Source organism: Enterobacter cloacae complex sp. 2024EL-00214, from assembly GCF_043945575.1.
Classification (GTDB): domain Bacteria; phylum Pseudomonadota; class Gammaproteobacteria; order Enterobacterales; family Enterobacteriaceae; genus Enterobacter; species Enterobacter cloacae_P.
The window spans coordinates 153,080-171,857 of sequence record NZ_JBIMRC010000003.1 but is presented as its reverse complement, the minus strand read 5'-3'; the positions used below and the strand labels follow the sequence as shown (position 1 = coordinate 171,857).

Genomic DNA, 18,778 nt, shown 5'->3' with positions numbered 1-18,778 from the left:
GGCACCCCGTTAACGGCTGACGACTTTCAATAAAATGTCCCCATAAACCGGCATCAGCGGATGACGAATCAGCGCCACCAGCGCCACTATCGCAATTCCCAGGGTCAGCGGTGCCAGCCACAACAGGCGGGGGCGTGGAAGATAGCGCGTCAGGCGATCCACTCCCGCTTTGCCGCTACGCCACAGCCGCCAGCACAGCCATGCCGCCAGCCACAACAGGACAGCCGCAGCCAGTAACAGCCATTTAAACTGACCGCTTTGCGCATCGGCAGGAATATCAATTGCCGCACCGGCCAGGATCCCCGGCAGGAAGTAGAACGGCGGCCAGAATACGCAGCCGATAATATTGGGTAACACAAATTTGGAGACAGGCAGATCCAGCATCCCGGCTACCATTGGCACCAGCGGACGCGTTGGCCCGACAAAACGCCCCACGAGGATAGTGAACATACTGTGCTGATGCAGCGCGTGTTCGGTTTTATCCAGCAACGCTTTGTTCTTTTTCATGAACGACCAGCGATGCAATGGCTTCTTAAAGCGCCAGCCCAGCCAGAAGGAGATCCAGTCTCCGAGCAAGCAGCCGACGATCCCGGCCATCCACGCCTGCCAGAAGTTGACTTCACCGCTGCCGATAAGCGCGCCAAGCCCCGCCATCATCACGGTGCCGGGTAAAATCAGCCCGACAAGCGCCAGGGATTCCAGGAACGCCACCAGCGCAACGGCGATGAGTGAGTACATAACGGACTGGGTGATAAAATGTTCCAGCAATGCCTGCATAACTATTCCGGTCAGAAAACGAAGCAGGGATTCTGCAAAGAGCCCCTCACCACGTCAAGACAACAATTGTCTGAATAGTTTACTGGCAGTTATGAAACTTCACCTGACCGTTTATCTTATTTTACGTTTCATTCACATCCTGCGCGGAATTCACTCGGACTTGCCCCGGTACATTTTTTAAAGACGCGCGAGAAATAGAGTTGATCTTCAAAACCCACATTGCGCCCCACGGTAGCAATCGGCATCCGGGTGGTGCTGAGCAACAGTTTCGCCTGGCTGATGCGCTGATCCTCACGCCAGCTCAGCACGCTGACGCCAAGCTGCTGGCGGAAAAGATGTGACAAACGTGACGGAGAAAGGCAGACATGCTGGGCGACGCTTGCGATATCAAACTGGCTATCGGCCAGGTGATCGCTGATGTACTGGCATGCATCACGCACGCGGTTATCCAGCGGCGGATTAAGCGATTCGTTAATCGCCTCCATCCGGCGCAGCAACACCTGCTCAAGCAGGTTAATCGCCAGCAGTTCGGCATAGCGACCACCAGCCTGCCCGGCGTCAATAATCTGCGCAAACAGCTCGCGGAACTGCGCCTGGTGAACATCATCCGGGCGATAAAAACCGGTGTGCGCAAAAATGGCTGGCCACGAGAGCCACTCCTGCCAGTAGGCGCGCGGACGGAAGTAGACCCACTGGTGATACCACTCTTTGGCATCCGGATGACGCCCGTAATGGTGGATCTCACCCGGTGGGAATAACAGTATATCGCCAGGGCGGCAAACAAATTGCTGGTCGTTATTTTTGATAACCCCTTCCCCGCGCACGGTCAGGTTCAAAATATACCCTTTCATCCCGAGCGGTCGGTCAACGTAAAAATCAAGATATCCCTCGGCCTCGATCGGGGTTAACCCCGCGACCAGGTGGGCGTTGAATGAGTAACCTGGCAGTAAGGGATCGTTTTGCGTTTCGGCCATATATTCAGTTCTCCCGGCAGTCCTGAAGGAAACCAATTGTCCATATCGATAAAAGCAGTATAAAAAGGGTCCGCGAAAAGATCCAAAAAGCATCACGCCTCTTTTACGTCCGCCATGTTTCAGCCTTTCCCCCTGATTTCTCCGCCAGCATGGGCAGATAAGCAGTAACAAAAGTGTCTATAAGTGCGGCAGAAATGTCCACATTGAATATTTGCACGGCGTCACACTTTCAATCGCAACAGCAATTTAATCCATAAGATTAGCGGATCCTGCCTGACGATTTTCGCCCCCAGTCTCTAATGTTCTTCCATACCTGTTTTTTTGATGGAGCAACACAATGGCAATTGCGATTGGCCTCGATTTTGGCAGCGACTCGGTTCGCGCCCTGGCGGTGGACTGTACCCATGGTCAGGAAATAGCAACCAGCGTTGAGTGGTACCCGCGCTGGCAAGAGGGGCGCTACTGCGACGCGCCAAACAACCAGTTCCGTCACCATCCGCGTGACTATATTGAGTCGATGGAAGCGGCAATCAAAACCGTTCTGGCTGAACTGTCTGACGCGCAGCGTGCAGAGATTGTCGGGATTGGCGTCGACAGCACCGGCTCAACCCCCGCCCCTGTGGATGCCGAAGGCCGTGTGCTGGCGCTGCGCCCAGAGTTTGCCGACAACCCGAACGCCATGTTCGTGTTGTGGAAAGACCATACCGCCGTCGACGAAGCCGAAGCCATCACCCGTTTATGCCATCAGCCCGGCAAAACCGATTACTCACGCTACATCGGCGGTATTTACTCCAGCGAATGGTTCTGGGCCAAAATTCTGCACGTCACCCGCGCCGACGCCTCGGTGGCGCAGGCTGCAGCATCGTGGATTGAATTGTGTGACTGGGTTCCGGCCCTGCTCTCCGGCACCACTCGCCCGCAGGATATTCGCCGTGGCCGCTGCAGCGCCGGGCATAAATCGCTGTGGCACGAAAGCTGGGGCGGCCTGCCACCCGCAGCGTTCTTCGATGAACTCGATCCAGTCATCAACAAAAATCTGAAATACCCGCTGTTTACCGACACCTTCACCGCCGATATTCCCGTTGGCACGCTCTGTGAAGAGTGGGCAAAGCGCCTCGGTCTGCCGCAGAACGTGGCGATCTCCGGCGGTGCATTTGACTGCCATATGGGTGCAGTCGGCGCAGGCGCACAGCCCAACACGCTGGTGAAAGTCATCGGCACCTCAACCTGCGACATTCTGACGGCGGATAAAGCCACCGTTGGCGACCGTGCGGTGAAAGGTATCTGCGGCCAGGTTGACGGCAGCGTGGTACCGGACGTTATCGGCCTGGAAGCAGGTCAGTCCGCATTTGGCGATATCTACGCCTGGTTTGGCCGCGTGCTGGGCTGGCCGCTGGATCAACTGGCAGCATCGCACCCGGAACTGAAAGCTCAGGTTACCGAGAGCAAAAAACAGCTTCTGCCGCAACTCACCGACGCCTGGGCAAAAAACCCGTCTCTTGATCATCTCCCGGTGGTACTCGACTGGTTCAACGGTCGCCGTACACCGTTCGCTAACCAGCGCCTGAAAGGGGTAATTACCGACCTCAACCTGGCAACCGACGCACCGGCGCTCTTTGGCGGTCTGATTGCGGCCACCGCCTTTGGCGCACGCGCCATTATGGAATGCTTCATCGAACAGGGCATCGACGTGAATAACGTGATGGCGCTGGGCGGCATCGCCCGTAAAAACCCGGTGATCATGCAGGCCTGCTGCGACGTGCTGAACCGTCCGCTGCAGATTGTGGCTTCCGATCAGTGCTGTGCGCTGGGCGCGGCGATTTTTGCTGCCGTCGCTGCAGGTGTTCATGTCGATATCCCGACCGCACAACAGCATATGGCGAGCGCCGTAGAAAATACCCTCCAGCCGCGTGCCCAGCAGGCGCAACGTTTTGAACAGCTTTATCAGCGCTACCAGCAATGGGCAAAAAGCGCCGAACTTCACTATCTCCCTGTCGCCGCCCCGTCAAAACACAGCGCGGACACTACGGCAACCCTGACCCATTAAGGACACGATAATGACCATTTTTAATAATTATGAAGTGTGGTTTGTGATTGGCAGCCAGCATCTGTACGGGCCGGAAGCGCTGCGTCAGGTGACTCAGCATGCAGAACATGTGGTCAACGCGCTGAATGCGGAAGCAAAACTGCCGTGCAAACTGGTACTGAAACCTCTGGGGACGACACCGGACGAGATCACCCACATCTGCCGCGACGCGAACTACGACGATAAATGCGCCGGGATGGTGGTGTGGTTGCACACCTTCTCACCTGCCAAGATGTGGATCAACGGCCTGTCCATCCTCAATAAACCTTTGCTGCAGTTCCACACCCAGTTCAACGCCTCCCTGCCGTGGGACAGCATCGACATGGACTTTATGAACCTGAACCAGACCGCGCACGGCGGCCGTGAGTTTGGCTTTATCGGCGCGCGTATGCGTCAGCAGCATGCGGTCGTAACCGGCCACTGGCAGGATCAGCACGCACAAAAACGTATCGGTTCCTGGATGCGCCAGGCGGTGTCTAAACAGGATACCCGCCACCTGAAAGTGGTGCGTTTTGGCGACAACATGCGTGAGGTGGCAGTGACTGACGGCGATAAAGTTGCCGCACAGATCAAGTTTGGCTTCTCCGTGAACACCTGGGCCGTGGGCGACCTGGTGCAGGTGGTGAACGAAATCAGCGATGGCGACGTAAGCGCGCTGGTTGATGAATACGAAAGCAGCTACCGCCTGACCGCTGCCGCACAGATCCACGGTGACAAACGTCAGAACGTGCTGGATGCGGCGCGCATTGAGCTGGGGATGAAACGCTTCCTGGAACAGGGCGGCTTCCACGCCTTCACCACCACCTTTGAAGACCTCCACGGCCTGAAACAACTGCCAGGCCTGGCCGTACAACGTCTGATGCAGCAAGGCTACGGCTTTGCCGGCGAAGGCGACTGGAAAACTGCCGCTCTGCTTCGCATCATGAAAGTGATGTCAACCGGTCTGCAGGGCGGCACCTCCTTTATGGAGGACTACACCTACCATTTCGAAAATGGCAACGACCTGGTGCTCGGTTCGCACATGCTGGAAGTGTGCCCTTCGATCGCCGTCGAAGAGAAACCGATCCTCGACGTGCAGTACCTCGGCATTGGCGGAAAAGCGGATCCGGCACGTCTGATCTTCAACACCCGTACCGGCCCTGCCATCAACGCCAGCCTGATCGACCTGGGCGATCGTTTCCGCCTGCTGGTGAACTGTGTGGATGCCGTGGAAACACCACATTCACTGCCAAAACTGCCGGTCGCGAACGCCCTGTGGAAAGCACAACCTGACCTGCCAACCGCCTCCGAGGCCTGGATCGTGGCCGGTGGTGCGCACCACACCGTCTTCAGCCACGCGCTGGATCTCAACGACATGCGTCAGTTCGCCGAGCTACACGATATCGAATTGACCGTAATTGATAACGATACCCGCCTGCCAGCCTTCAAAGACACCTTGCGCTGGAACGAAGTGTATTACGGCTCAAAACGTTAACAGGGGGATTTTTGGCCTGCCGCAGGGCGGGCCACTTTTCCTGGAGGATTGCATGTTAGAAGATCTCAAACGTCAGGTACTTGAAGCCAACCTGGCGCTGCCGAAACATAACCTGGTGACGCTGACCTGGGGCAACGTCAGCGCCGTTGACCGCGAAAAGGGCGTGCTCGTTATCAAGCCTTCCGGCGTCGATTACACGGTAATGACCGCCGAGGATATGGTGGTGGTCAGTATTGCGACTGGCGAAGTGGTGGAAGGCAAGAAAAAGCCCTCTTCCGATACGCCAACCCATCGCCTGCTGTATCAGTCATTCCCGACGATTGGCGGCATCGTTCATACCCATTCACGCCATGCCACCATCTGGGCGCAGGCCGGTCAGTCCATTCCGGCCACCGGCACCACGCACGCGGACTACTTTTACGGCACCATTCCCTGCACGCGCTTAATGACCGATGCGGAGATCAACGGCGAGTATGAGTGGGAAACCGGTAACGTCATCGTTGAAACCTTTGAAAAACAGGGTATCGATGCGGCGCAGATGCCTGGCGTGCTGGTGCACTCTCACGGCCCGTTTGCGTGGGGCAAAAATGCCGAAGATGCCGTGCATAATGCCATCGTGCTCGAAGAAATTGCCTATATGGGGATCTTCTGCCGCCAGCTGGCACCGCAACTTCCGGATATGCAGCAAACCCTGCTGGATAAACATTACCTGCGTAAACACGGCGCGAAGGCGTATTACGGGCAATAAGCTGTATATATACCCAGCATAAAATATTCAACCAGGCTATAATCATGCCTGGTTTTGTTTTATGGGGTGACGGCGTGGCGCAAGCAGGTTTTTTACTGACCCGACACTGGCGGGATACGCCTTCCGGGACAGAAGTCGAATTCTGGCTGGCGACGGATAACGGCCCGCTGCAGGTGACGCTGCCGCCGCAGGAGTCCGTGGCTTTTATTCCTGAAGCTCACGTTGAGAAAGTGAAACAGTTGCTGCGCGGCGAAAACGGCTGGCGTATCACCCCACTTGCGCTAAAAGATTTCCACCGCCAGCCGGTGTATGGCCTGTACTGTCGCGCCCACCGTCAGTTGATGCGCTATGAAAAACTGCTGCGCGAAGCGGGCATTACGCTTTACGAAGCCGACATCCGCCCGCCGGAACGTTTCCTGATGGAGCGGTTTATCACCGCCCCTGTCTGGGTGGATGGCACCACGCAAAACGGCAGGCTTATCAACGCACGTCTGAAACCCAACCCGCATTATCGCCCGCCGCTGAAGTGGGTCTCGCTGGATATTGAAACGACCCGTCACGGTGAGCTGTACTGCATCGGCCTTGAAGGCTGCGGACAGCGGGTTGTCTATATGCTCGGGCCACCAAATGGCGATGCCACTGACCTCAATTTTCAGCTTGAGTATGTCAATAGCCGACCGCAACTGCTGGAGAAACTAAACCAGTGGTTTGCCGATCACGATCCCGATGTATTGATCGGCTGGAACGTCGTGCAGTTCGACCTGCGCGTCCTGCAAAAACATGCCGAGCGGTACCGTATTCCGCTGATGCTGGGGCGCGGTAATACCGAACTGGAGTGGCGTGAACATGGCTTTAAAAACGACGTATTCTTCGCGCAGGCCAATGGCCGTCTGATTATCGACGGTATTGAAGCGCTGAAATCCGCCTTCTGGAATTTCTCCTCTTTCTCCCTGGAAACCGTCGCGCAGGAGCTGCTCGGCGAGGGTAAATCCATCGACAACCCGTGGGACAGAATGGACGAGATAGACCGGCGATTTAACGAAGACAAGCCGGCACTTGCCACCTATAACCTGAAAGATTGCGAGCTGGTGACGCAGATTTTTCACAAAACCGAGATCATGCCCTTCCTGCTGGAGCGTGCGACGGTCAACGGCCTCGCCGCCGACAGACACGGCGGCTCCGTGGCGGCGTTTAGCCACCTCTATTTTCCCCGTATGCACCGGGCAGGATATGTCGCGCCCAACCTCGGAGATGTGCCGCCGCAGGCCAGCCCCGGCGGTTATGTGATGGATTCCCGCCCGGGACTGTATGACTCGGTGCTGGTGCTGGACTACAAAAGCCTCTACCCGTCAATTATCCGTACCTTCCTGATCGACCCGGTAGGGCTGGTTGAGGGCATGGCTCAGCCAGACGATGCCCACAGCACTGAAGGCTTTCTCGGCGCGCGTTTCTCGCGCGAGAAGCACTGCCTGCCAGAAATAGTGGGGCAAATCTGGTACGGTCGTGACGAGGCCAAGCGGCACAGCAACAAACCTCTTTCTCAGGCGCTGAAAATCATCATGAATGCCTTTTACGGCGTGCTGGGCACCAGCGCCTGTCGCTTCTTTGACCCGCGTCTGGCGTCATCAATCACCATGCGCGGGCACGACATCATGCGCCAGACCAAAGCGCTGATTGAGTCCCGGGGTTATGACGTCATCTACGGCGATACCGATTCCACCTTTGTGTGGCTGAAAGAGACACACTCAGAAGACGATGCCGCACTCATCGGCAAACAGCTGGTCGCTTTCGTGAACGACTGGTGGCGTGAACATTTGCAAAAAGAGCGCTTAACCAGTGCATTAGAGCTGGAATTTGAAACCCATTTCAGCCGTTTTTTGATGCCCACGATTCGTGGCACCGATCAGGGCAGCAAAAAGCGCTATGCCGGGTTGATTCAGGAAGGTGACAAGCAGCGGATGGTGTTTAAAGGGCTGGAGACGGTGCGTACCGACTGGACGCCGCTGGCACAGCAGTTCCAGCAAACGCTGTATCTGCGGGTGTTTCGCAATGAACCCTACCAGGACTACGTACGCGAGACGATAGCCAGCCTGATGGCAGGTGAGCTGGATGGCCAGTTGGTGTACCGCAAACGCCTGCGCCGTCCGCTGACTGAATACCAGCGTAATGTCCCGCCACACGTACGTGCAGCCCGTCTGGCGGACGAAGAAAACGTGCGCCGGGGCCGCGCGCCGCAGTATCAAAACCGGGGCACCATCAGGTATGTCTGGACCACCAGCGGCCCGGAACCTGTTGATTATCAGCAATCACCTCTGGATTACGAGCACTACCTGACGCGCCAGCTTCAGCCGGTTGCGGATGGAATTTTGCCCTTTATCGACGACGATTTTGCTACACTAGTGACAGGGCAACTTGGCCTATTTTGACGCGTGACGAAATCGTTGCCATCCAGTACCATAGCGCCCTTTCCATTCCCGGACCCATTTTTTGATGACCGTCTTTTTTGACGGTGGTCGAACTATTGCCTGCAATTAAAGATTAGAGCCGAACATATATGCCTTTTACACTTGGTCAACGCTGGATCAGCGATACAGAAAGCGAACTTGGACTGGGAACTGTGGTTGCAGTCGATGCGCGCATGGTCACCCTCCTTTTCCCTGCCACTGGTGAAAACCGCCTGTACGCTCGCAATGACTCCCCTGTTACCCGTGTGATGTTCAACCCGGGCGACACCGTGACCAGCCATGATGGCTGGCAGCTGAAGGTTGAAGACGTAAAAGAAGAGAATGGACTGCTCGCCTACATCGGCACTCGTCTGGATACCGACGAGGCCGATGTCATCCTGCGCGAAGTGCTGCTCGACAGCAAACTGGTCTTCAGTAAGCCGCAGGATCGCCTGTTTGCCGGGCAAATCGACCGCATGGACCGCTTCTCCCTGCGCTATCGCGCACGTAAGTTCCAGAGTGAGCAGTACCGCATGCCGTGGAGCGGCCTGCGTGGTCAACGCACCAGCCTGATCCCACACCAGCTGAATATTGCCCATGACGTGGGCCGTCGCCATGCGCCTCGCGTGTTACTGGCAGACGAGGTCGGCCTGGGTAAAACCATTGAAGCAGGCATGATCCTGCATCAACAGCTGCTTTCCGGCGCGGCCGAACGCGTGCTGATTGTGGTACCGGAAACCCTGCAGCACCAGTGGCTGGTGGAAATGCTGCGCCGCTTTAACCTGCGCTTCTCGCTGTTTGACGACGAGCGTTATGCCGAAGCACAGCACGACGCTGACAACCCGTTTGAAACAGAACAGCTGGTGATTTGCTCCCTGGACTTCGTCCGCCGCAGCAAGCAGCGCCTTGAGCACCTGTGTGATGCGGAATGGGATTTGATGGTGGTCGATGAAGCGCACCACCTGGTCTGGAGCGAAGAGGCCCCAAGCCGCGAATACATGGCGATTGAACAACTTGCCGAGCGCGTACCTGGCGTCCTGCTGCTGACGGCAACGCCAGAGCAGCTGGGTCTGGAGAGCCACTTTGCGCGTCTGCGCCTGCTTGACCCAAACCGTTTCCACGATTTTGAGCAGTTTGTTGAAGAGCAGAAAAACTACCGTCCGGTCGCTGATGCCGTTGCGTTGTTGCTGGCAGGTAACCGCCTTTCTAATGACGAACTGAATACCCTGAGCGATCTGATTGGCGAGCAGGATATCGAACCGTTGCTGCAGGCGGCCAACAGTGACGGTGACAACGCCGAATCTGCACGCAAAGAGCTTGTCGATATGCTGATGGACAGGCACGGCACCAGCCGCGTGCTGTTCCGTAACACCCGTAACGGCGTGAAAGGCTTCCCGAAACGCGAACTGCACACCATCAAGCTGCCGCTGCCGACCCAGTATCAGACGGCCATTAAAGTGTCCGGCATTATGGGGGCACGCAAAACGCAGGAAGAGCGCGCACGCGACATGCTCTACCCGGAGCAGATCTACCAGGAATTTGAAGGTGATACCGGAACCTGGTGGAACTTCGACCCGCGCGTTGAGTGGCTGATGGGTTATTTGACCGCTCACCGCTCCCAGAAAGTGCTGGTGATCTGCGCTAAAGCAGCCACCGCGCTGCAGCTGGAGCAGGTTCTGCGCGAACGCGAAGGTATTCGTGCTGCCGTGTTCCACGAAGGGATGTCAATTGTCGAGCGTGACCGTGCGGCAGCCTGGTTCGGTGAAGAAGACAGCGGTGCGCAGGTTCTGCTGTGTTCTGAAATCGGTTCTGAAGGCCGTAACTTCCAGTTCGCCAGCAACCTGGTGATGTTCGATCTGCCGTTTAACCCGGATCTACTCGAACAACGTATTGGCCGTCTGGATCGTATTGGTCAGGCGCACGATATTCAGATCCACGTCCCGTATCTGGAAAAAACCGCCCAGTCCGTTCTGGTGCGCTGGTTCCACGAAGGTCTGGATGCGTTTGAACACACTTGCCCAACCGGCCGCACAATTTACGATCAGGTGCATTCCGATCTGATCGCGTACCTGGCTGCACCGGAAAGCAGCGACGGATTCGATGAGCTGATCAAATCCTGCCGCGAGAAGCACGACGCGCTGAAAGCACAGCTGGAACAGGGGCGCGACCGCCTGCTGGAGATCCACTCCAACGGCGGCGAAAAAGCGCAGGCACTGGCTGAAAGCATTGAAGAACAGGATGATGACACCAGCCTGATCAGCTTCTCCATGAACCTGTTCGACATCGTCGGCATTAACCAGGACGATCGTGGCGAGAACATGATCGTTCTGACCCCGTCCGATCATATGCTGGTACCGGATTTCCCTGGCCTGCCGGAAGATGGCTGCACCATCACCTTTGAACGTGATGTGGCGCTGTCCCGCGAAGATGCCCAGTTTATTACCTGGGAGCACCCGCTGATCCGCAATGGACTGGATCTGATCCTCTCTGGCGACACCGGCAGCAGTACCATTTCGCTGCTGAAGAACAAAGCGCTGCCAGTGGGTACTCTGCTGGTGGAGCTGATCTACGTTGTGGAAGCACAGGCACCAAAACAGCTGCAGCTCACCCGCTTCCTGCCGCCAACGCCAGTGCGTCTGCTGCTGGATAAAAACGGCACCAACCTGGCAGCCCAGGTCGAGTTCGAAAGCTTTAACCGTCAGCTGAGCGCGGTAAACCGCCATACGGGCAGCAAGCTGGTCAACGCGGTACAGCAGGACGTACACGCCATTCTGCAACTGGGCGAAACCCAGGTAGAAAAAGCGGCCAGAGCGCTGATTGATGCCGCACGCACCGAAGCCGACGAGAAACTCTCTGCGGAGCTGTCACGTCTGGAAGCGTTGAAGGCGGTGAACCCAAACATCCGTGACGATGAACTGGCTGCAATCGAAAGTAACCGTCAGCAGGTGCTGGAAAGCCTGAATCAGGCAAGCTGGCGTCTGGATGCCCTGCGTCTTATCGTTGTGACGCATCAGTAAACGGAGCGCAAGATGGTAATGGAGCCCTACAATCCACCGATGGATCCCTGGCTGGTCATTCTGTATCAGGATGAACACATCATGGTGGTCAACAAGCCGAGCGGCCTGTTGTCCGTGCCGGGGCGACTGGATGAGCACAAAGACAGCGTGATGACGCGTATTCAGCGTGATTATCCTCAGGCTGAGTCCGTTCACCGACTGGACATGGCCACCAGCGGCGTGATTGTGGTGGCTCTGAACAAAGAGGCGGAACGCGAGCTGAAGCGTCAGTTCCGCGAGCGCGAGCCGAAAAAGCAGTATGTCGCGCGTGTCTGGGGCCACCCGGCACAAGCGGAAGGACTGGTGGATTTACCGCTGATTTGTGACTGGCCTAACCGCCCGAAGCAGAAAGTCTGTTATGAAACCGGCAAGGCTGCCCAAACCGAATATGAAGTGCTGGAGTACGCGCCGGATAACACCGCGCGCGTCTTGCTGAAGCCGATCACCGGACGCTCACACCAGCTGCGCGTGCATATGCTCGCGCTGGGTCACCCGATTCTGGGAGACCGTTTCTACGCCCCACCAGAAGCGCTGGCAATGGCGAGCCGTTTGCAGCTGCATGCGCAAACGCTCACCATTACCCATCCGGTTTTTGGTAACGCCATGACGTTTAAAGCCCCGGTGGACTTCTAAAAAAAATGGCCCGACGCTGTCGGGCCATTTTTTATTTAAAACCTTTCTGCTCTTTAATCAGCTCATACGCTTTCTGGATTTCCTGCGCTTTTTGCTTCGCCATCTCCATCATCTCTGGCGGTAAACCTTTCGCCACCAGTTTGTCCGGGTGATGTTCACTCATCAGCTTACGATAGGCGCGCTTGATGGTGGTGGCATCATCCGTTGGCTTCACGCCGAGCACGTTACAGGCATCTTCCAGCGTCGGGCCACGCTGTGCCTGCTGCCAGCCGCCGCCAGACGACTGCTGTTGCTGATAGCCACCGCCAAACTGTGCGCCACCCTGCATCATGCGCAGGAACTGGTCGAACTGCATGCGGGAGATCCCCAGCTCTTCGGCAATGACATATAACACATCACGTTCATTGGGATGAAGGGAACCGTCCGCGAACGCCGCCTGAATTTGGATCTCCAGAAACATCCGAATTAAATCAAAACGGCCAAAACAAATGCTGCGGAACTGACGCATTTTTTCGCGCAGTGGATAGTTATCAGATTTACCGATACGAAACGCATTTTGCGCCGCCAGACGTGACTCGCCGTGCAGATTCATACGATCCATAAAAACGCTGGCGATCTGGATATCCGCCTCGGTCACACGTCCTTTTGACTTGGTTAAGTGCCCCATCACCTCAAAAGTGGTGGAGAAAAACAGCGCCTGACGCTCGCGCTGGTTGGCAAACCAGGCCATTTTGCGACTGCGTGCCTTATCAAACATATGACCGATAATGAGGCCCAGTACGATCCCCCAGAACCCGGCACCCATCATTATTGCGAACGCAACGCCGATTATTTTACCCCAATACTGCATATACTCCCCGGATAGTCATGTTCCTGGTCGACGCAACGCCATCATCACCGTGGTCAAGCCGCGGTCAATTGAAGGACATCGCCTATAATTTGCTTTATCATACTCGTCATTCGATAGCGAGCCTAACACTCTGGCGCGCAAACGGGCAGGATTAACGCTGGTACTGCGCTGATGAGTAAGATAGTCTCTGAGCGTTTGTAAGCCGTAGCCACTGATGACGGAACAATAAAATATAACGTATGAAAAAACGTATCCCCACCCTCCTGGCCACTATGATTGGCTCCGCCCTGTATAGCCATCAGGGGCTGGCTGCCGATCTCGCCTCGCAGTGTATGCTTGGCATCCCAAGTTATAATCGCCCACTGGTGCAAGGCGATACAAATAACTTGCCGGTAACCATTACAGCCGACAGCTCAAAAGGTACTTATCCTGACAATGCGACCTTTACGGGCAATGTCGATATTAACCAGGGCAATAGCCGTCTGCAGGCCGACGAAGTGCAGCTGCACCAGAAGCAGCCGGAAGGCGCTGTTGAACCTGTTCGTACCGTCGATGCGCTGGGTAATGTGCACTATGACGACAATCAGGTCATCCTGAAAGGTCCGAAAGCCTGGTCCAACCTGAACACCAAAGATACCAACGTCTGGGAAGGTGATTACCAGATGGTGGGTCGTCAGGGGCGTGGTAAAGCAGACCTGATGAAACAGCGCGGCGAAAACCGCTATACAATCCTGGAAAACGGCACCTTTACCTCATGTCTACCGGGTTCCAACACCTGGAGCGTCGTGGGCAGCGAAGTTATCCACGACCGCGAAGAACAGGTTGCAGAGATCTGGAACGCCCGTTTTAAACTCGGTCCGGTACCTGTTTTCTATAGCCCTTACATGCAGCTTCCGGTAGGCGACAAACGTCGTTCAGGTTTCCTGATCCCCAATGCCAAATACAGCACCACGAACTACTTTGAGTTCTACCTGCCGTATTACTGGAACATCGCGCCCAACATGGACGCCACGATTACGCCGCACTATATCCACAAGCGCGGCAATATCATGTGGGAAAACGAATTCCGTTACCTGACTCAGGCGGGTACAGGTCTGATGGAACTGGATTACCTGCCATCAGATAAAGTCTTCCAGGATGAACATCCTACCGAAGGCGATAAACACCGCTGGATGTACTACTGGCGTCATGCCGGGGTAATGGACCAGGTCTGGCGTTTTAACGTTGACTACACCAAGGTCAGCGATCCGTATTATTTCAACGACTTTGACTCTAAATACGGTTCCAGTACTGACGGCTATGCCACGCAGATATTCAGTGCTGGCTATGCCATCCAGAATTTTAACGCGACCGTGTCGACCAAACAGTTCCAGGTCTTTAACACCCAGACCTCGAGCACCTACGGTGCTGAACCGCAACTGGACGTGAACTGGTACCAGAATGACGTCGGGCCGTTCGACACCCGTATTTACGGCCAGGCCGTGCATTTTGTTAACACCAATTCCACCATGCCAGAAGCCACGCGTGTACACCTGGAGCCAGTCATCAGTTTACCGTGGTCTAACGACTGGGCGAGCCTGAACACCGAAGCCAAGCTGATGGCAACCCACTATCAGCAAAAGAATGTTGATGATTACAACACCACCAATAATGCGCATCTTGAAGAGTCGGTAAACCGTACGCTGCCGCAGTTCAAGATGGATGGTAAACTGGTTTTCGAACGCGATATGGCAATGCTGGCCGAAGGGTATACCCAGACGCTTGAACCACGTATGCAGTACCTGTACGTCCCTTATCGCGACCAAAGTAACATCAATAACTATGACTCTTCGTTACTGCAGTCAGACTACAGCGGTCTGTTCCGCGACCGTACCTACGGCGGTCTTGACCGTATCGCATCAGCGAACCAGTTAACGACAGGGGTCACAACGCGCGTTTATGATGAATCCGCCGTTGAACGTTTTAACGTTTCTGTTGGTCAAATCTACTATTTCACCGAGTCTCGCACTGGTGATGACAACATTAACTGGGAGAAAGACAACAAAACGGGTTCACTGGTTTGGGCTGGCGACACCTACTGGCGCATGACCGACCGTTGGGGTTTACGCGGCGGTGTGCAGTACGATACGCGTCTTGACAATATTGCGACAAGCAGCGCGGCGATCGAATATCGTCGTGATGAAGACCGCATGGTGCAGTTAACGTATCGTTATGCCAGCCCGGAATATATCCAGGCAACTCTGCCGAACTATTCCACCGCAGAGCAGTATAAAAACGGGATTTCACAGGTCGGTGGAGCAGCAAGTTGGCCAATCGCCGATCGCTGGTCAATCGTCGGTGCCTACTACTTTGACACAAATGCCAATAAATCAGCTGACCAGATGTTGGGTCTGCAATATAACTCCTGCTGTTACGCGATTCGTTTCGGCTACGAACGTAAGCTTAACGGCTGGGATACTACAAACAATCAGAGCAAATACGATAACGTGATTGGCTTTAACGTCGAGTTACGCGGCCTGAGTTCCAACTACGGTCTGGGCACTCAGAAGATGCTACGCTCGAACATTCTGCCGTACCGTACTTCTTTGTAATGTGCTTGATTTGCAACGTAATCCGCTCTGCGGTTAATTGAAATGGAAAAAGTATGAAGAACTGGAAAACGCTGCTGCTTGGTGTCGCTTTAGTTGCGAATACCAGCTTCGCGGCCCCCCAGGTTGTTGATAAAGTCGCCGCAGTGGTTAACAACGGCGTCGTACTTGAAAGTGACGTTGACGGCTTGATGAAATCTGTAAAGCTCAACTCGGGCGAAGCAGGGCAGCAACTTCCGGATGACGCAACGCTGCGCCACCAGATCCTGGAACGTCTGATCATGGATCAGATTATCCTGCAAATGGGTCAGAAAATGGGGGTGAAAGTCAGTGACGCGCAGCTCGATCAGGCGATCGCTAACATCGCGAAGCAGAACAACATGAGCATGGATCAGATGCGCAGTCGTCTGGCCCATGATGGCATCAGCTATGCCACCTACCGTAATCAGATCCGCAAAGAGATGCTGATTTCGGAAGTGCGTAACAATGAAGTACGCCGCCGCGTCACTATTCTGCCTCAGGAAGTGGATGCTCTGGCAAAACAGGTGGGTAACCAGAATGATGCCAGCACAGAACTGAACCTGAGCCACATCCTGATCCCACTGCCAGAGAACCCAACGTCCGATCAGGCCGCTGAAGCAGAAAGCCAGGCGCGTTCTATCGTTGATCAGGCACGTAAGGGTGGTGACTTCGGCAAACTGGCCATCACCTACTCTGCAGACCAGCAGGCGCTGAAAGGCGGCCAGATGGGCTGGGGACGTATTCAGGAGCTGCCATCCATCTTTGCTCAGGCGCTGAGCACGGCGAAGAAAGGCGACATTGTCGGTCCAATTCGCTCTGGTGTGGGCTTCCACATCCTGAAAGTGAACGATCTGCGCGGTCAGAGCCAGAGCATTTCCGTCACGGAAGTGCATGCTCGCCACATCCTTATGAAGCCGTCACCAATTATGACGGACGACCAGGCACGTGCGAAGCTGGAACAGATTGCAGCCGACATCAAGAGTGGTAAAACCTCCTTTGCGAATGCAGCAAAAGAGTTCTCTCAGGATCCCGGCTCTGCTAACCAGGGCGGCGATCTGGGCTGGGCAGCAGCAGATATCTACGATCCTGCGTTCCGCGATGCGTTGATGAAGCTGAATAAAGGCCAGATGAGCGCGCCGGTACATTCCTCCTTTGGCTGGCATCTGATCGAGCTGATGGACACCCGCAACGTCGATAAAACGGACGCGGCCCAGAAAGACAGAGCCTACCGTATGCTGTTTAACCGTAAGTTCTCTGAAGAAGTGGCAACCTGGATGCAGGAACAACGCGCCAGCGCTTACGTGAAAATACTGAGCAACTAATGAAACAGCATCGTGTTGTTATCACTCCCGGCGAACCCGCCGGGATTGGGCCTGACCTCGTTGTCCAGCTCGCCCAGCGCAGCTGGCCGGTAGAACTGGTCGTCTGTGCAGATGCAACACTGTTACAAGACCGGGCAAAACTGCTCGGTCTGCCTTTGACGCTCATCCCGTACGTTGAAGGTCAACAGCCCACTCCGCAACAGGCAGGCACGCTCACGCTGCTTTCAGTCCCGCTTCGAACTCCCGTCGTACCCGGTCAGCTCAGCACGGAAAACGGTCACTACGTTGTCGACACGCTGGCACGCGCCTGTGACGGTTGCCTGAAGGGCGAATTTGCCGCGCTGGTGACTGGCCCCGTGCACAAAGGCGTCATCAACGAAGCTGGCATACCGTTTACCGGACACACCGAGTTCTTTGAAGAGCGCTCGCACAGCCCGAAAGTGGTGATGATGCTGGCAACGGAAGCGATGCGCGTTGCGCTGGTAACGACCCATCTGCCCATCAAAGCCATTCCTGATGCCATCACCCCTGAACTCCTGCGTGAGATCATCGGGATCTTGCATCATGATCTGCAGACCAAATTCGGCATTAAGCAGCCGCACGTGCTGGTCTGCGGCCTGAATCCGCATGCCGGTGAAGGCGGGCACATGGGGACGGAAGAGATCGATACCATTATTCCGGTGCTCGACGAAATGCGGGCGAAAGGGATGAACTTAAGTGGGCCACTGCCTGCAGACACCCTTTTCCAGCCTAAATACCTGGATAATGCCGATGCTGTGCTCGCGATGTACCACGATCAGGGCCTGCCCGTGCTAAAATACCAGGGCTTTGGCCGTGGCGTGAATATCACCCTCGGTTTACCTTTTATTCGAACGTCCGTTGACCACGGTACTGCGCTGGATCTGGCAGGCCTGGGAAAAGCGGATGTCGGCAGTTTTATTACGGCGCTTAATCTCGCCATCAAAATGATTGTTAATACTCAATGACTAATCGAGTCCATCAGGGCCACTTAGCCCGTAAACGCTTCGGGCAAAACTTCCTCAACGATCAGTTCGTGATCGACAGTATCGTGTCTGCCATTAATCCGCAGAAAGGCCAGGCAATGGTCGAAATCGGCCCAGGTCTTGCCGCACTGACCGAACCCGTTGGTGAACGTCTGGACGAACTGACCGTTATCGAACTCGACCGGGATCTCGCTGCTCGCCTGCAAACGCACCCGTTCCTGGGGCCGAAGCTGACTATTTATCAGCAGGATGCCATGACCATGAACTTCGGCGAACTGTCAGCAAAAATGGGCCAGCCGTTGCGCGTGTTTGGTAACCTGCCCTACAACATCTCCACTCCGCTGATGTTCCACCTGTTTAGCTATACTGATGCCATTGCCGACATGCACTTCATGTTGCAAAAAGAGGTTGTTAACCGTCTGGTTGCAGGGCCGAACAGTAAAGCGTATGGTCGTTTAAGCGTGATGGCACAATATTTCTGCAATGTGATCCCGGTGCTCGAAGTACCGCCATCAGCCTTCACACCACCACCGAAAGTGGACTCTGCGGTTGTGCGTCTTGTACCGCATAAAACGATGCCGTACCCGGTCAAAGACCTGCGCGTACTGAGCCGCATTACCACAGAAGCCTTTAACCAGCGCCGTAAAACGATCCGTAACAGCCTGGGCAATCTGTTTACCGTTGAAGTGTTAACTGAGTTGGGTATCGACCCGGCAATGCGTGCAGAAAATATTTCCGTAGAACAGTACTGCAAGCTGGCTAATTACATCAGTGAAAATGCGCCTCCGAAGGAGAGTTAAG

At 55.4% G+C, this 18,778-nt stretch carries 13 protein-coding genes; 10 read left to right on the top strand and 3 right to left on the bottom strand.

What is annotated here, in order from left to right:
* Positions 1–9: 9 nt before the first annotated feature.
* Both ACHHZ6_RS04995 and araC read right to left on the bottom strand, forming a co-directional pair.
* Entirely contained in the window at positions 10–777 is a 768-nt protein-coding gene (locus ACHHZ6_RS04995) for a DedA family protein (RefSeq protein WP_182273724.1), read from the bottom strand.
* Between the two features lie 128 nt (positions 778–905).
* Positions 906–1,751, bottom strand: coding sequence for an arabinose operon transcriptional regulator AraC (gene araC, locus ACHHZ6_RS04990; RefSeq protein ID WP_182273723.1), 846 nt, complete (start codon positions 1,749–1,751; stop codon positions 906–908).
* Positions 1,752–2,088: 337 nt separating this feature from the next.
* Between araC and araB the strand changes: the two genes are divergently transcribed.
* From araB to rluA, 6 genes are all read left to right on the top strand, one after another.
* Positions 2,089–3,798, top strand: a complete 1,710-nt coding sequence (araB, locus tag ACHHZ6_RS04985; protein WP_182919393.1) for a ribulokinase — start codon at positions 2,089–2,091, stop codon at positions 3,796–3,798.
* Positions 3,799–3,808: 10 nt separating this feature from the next.
* Positions 3,809–5,311, top strand: a complete 1,503-nt coding sequence (araA, locus tag ACHHZ6_RS04980; RefSeq protein WP_182273721.1) for an L-arabinose isomerase — start codon at positions 3,809–3,811, stop codon at positions 5,309–5,311.
* A gap of 52 nt (positions 5,312–5,363) precedes the next feature.
* Positions 5,364–6,059 carry an L-ribulose-5-phosphate 4-epimerase gene (gene araD, locus ACHHZ6_RS04975; RefSeq protein WP_182919391.1) on the top strand — a complete coding sequence of 232 codons (696 nt, stop codon included), beginning with the start codon at positions 5,364–5,366 and terminating at the stop codon, positions 6,057–6,059.
* 74 nt (positions 6,060–6,133) lie between these two features.
* Positions 6,134–8,485 (top strand): DNA polymerase II, encoded by a 2,352-nt coding sequence (gene polB / locus ACHHZ6_RS04970; protein WP_182920000.1) that lies wholly within the window; start codon positions 6,134–6,136, stop codon positions 8,483–8,485.
* A 128-nt stretch (positions 8,486–8,613) separates the two neighbouring features.
* Entirely contained in the window at positions 8,614–11,520 is a 2,907-nt protein-coding gene (gene rapA / locus ACHHZ6_RS04965) for an RNA polymerase-associated protein RapA (RefSeq protein WP_182273719.1), read from the top strand.
* Between the two features lie 12 nt (positions 11,521–11,532).
* Positions 11,533–12,192 (top strand): bifunctional tRNA pseudouridine(32) synthase/23S rRNA pseudouridine(746) synthase RluA, encoded by a 660-nt coding sequence (gene rluA, locus ACHHZ6_RS04960; RefSeq protein WP_182273718.1) that lies wholly within the window; start codon positions 11,533–11,535, stop codon positions 12,190–12,192.
* Positions 12,193–12,223: 31 nt separating this feature from the next.
* Here the strand turns inward: rluA and djlA are convergent, their stop codons facing one another.
* Positions 12,224–13,042: a co-chaperone DjlA gene (gene djlA, locus ACHHZ6_RS04955; RefSeq protein WP_182273717.1), complete on the bottom strand. Its 819-nt coding sequence runs from the start codon at positions 13,040–13,042 to the stop codon at positions 12,224–12,226.
* A 239-nt stretch (positions 13,043–13,281) separates the two neighbouring features.
* Between djlA and lptD the strand changes: the two genes are divergently transcribed.
* The 4 genes from lptD to rsmA are packed head-to-tail and all read left to right on the top strand — an operon-like array spanning position 13,282 to position 18,777.
* Complete coding sequence (gene lptD / locus ACHHZ6_RS04950; protein ID WP_182273716.1) at positions 13,282–15,633, top strand: LPS assembly protein LptD; 2,352 nt, start codon at positions 13,282–13,284, stop codon at positions 15,631–15,633.
* 53 nt (positions 15,634–15,686) lie between these two features.
* Complete coding sequence (gene surA / locus ACHHZ6_RS04945; protein ID WP_395121864.1) at positions 15,687–16,973, top strand: peptidylprolyl isomerase SurA; 1,287 nt, start codon at positions 15,687–15,689, stop codon at positions 16,971–16,973.
* Complete coding sequence (pdxA, locus tag ACHHZ6_RS04940) at positions 16,973–17,959, top strand: 4-hydroxythreonine-4-phosphate dehydrogenase PdxA (protein ID WP_182273714.1); 987 nt, start codon at positions 16,973–16,975, stop codon at positions 17,957–17,959. Before surA ends, pdxA begins: the two co-directional genes overlap by 1 nt.
* Entirely contained in the window at positions 17,956–18,777 is an 822-nt protein-coding gene (gene rsmA / locus ACHHZ6_RS04935; protein WP_182273713.1) for a 16S rRNA (adenine(1518)-N(6)/adenine(1519)-N(6))-dimethyltransferase RsmA, read from the top strand. Before pdxA ends, rsmA begins: the two co-directional genes overlap by 4 nt.
* Position 18,778: the final 1 nt, after the last annotated feature.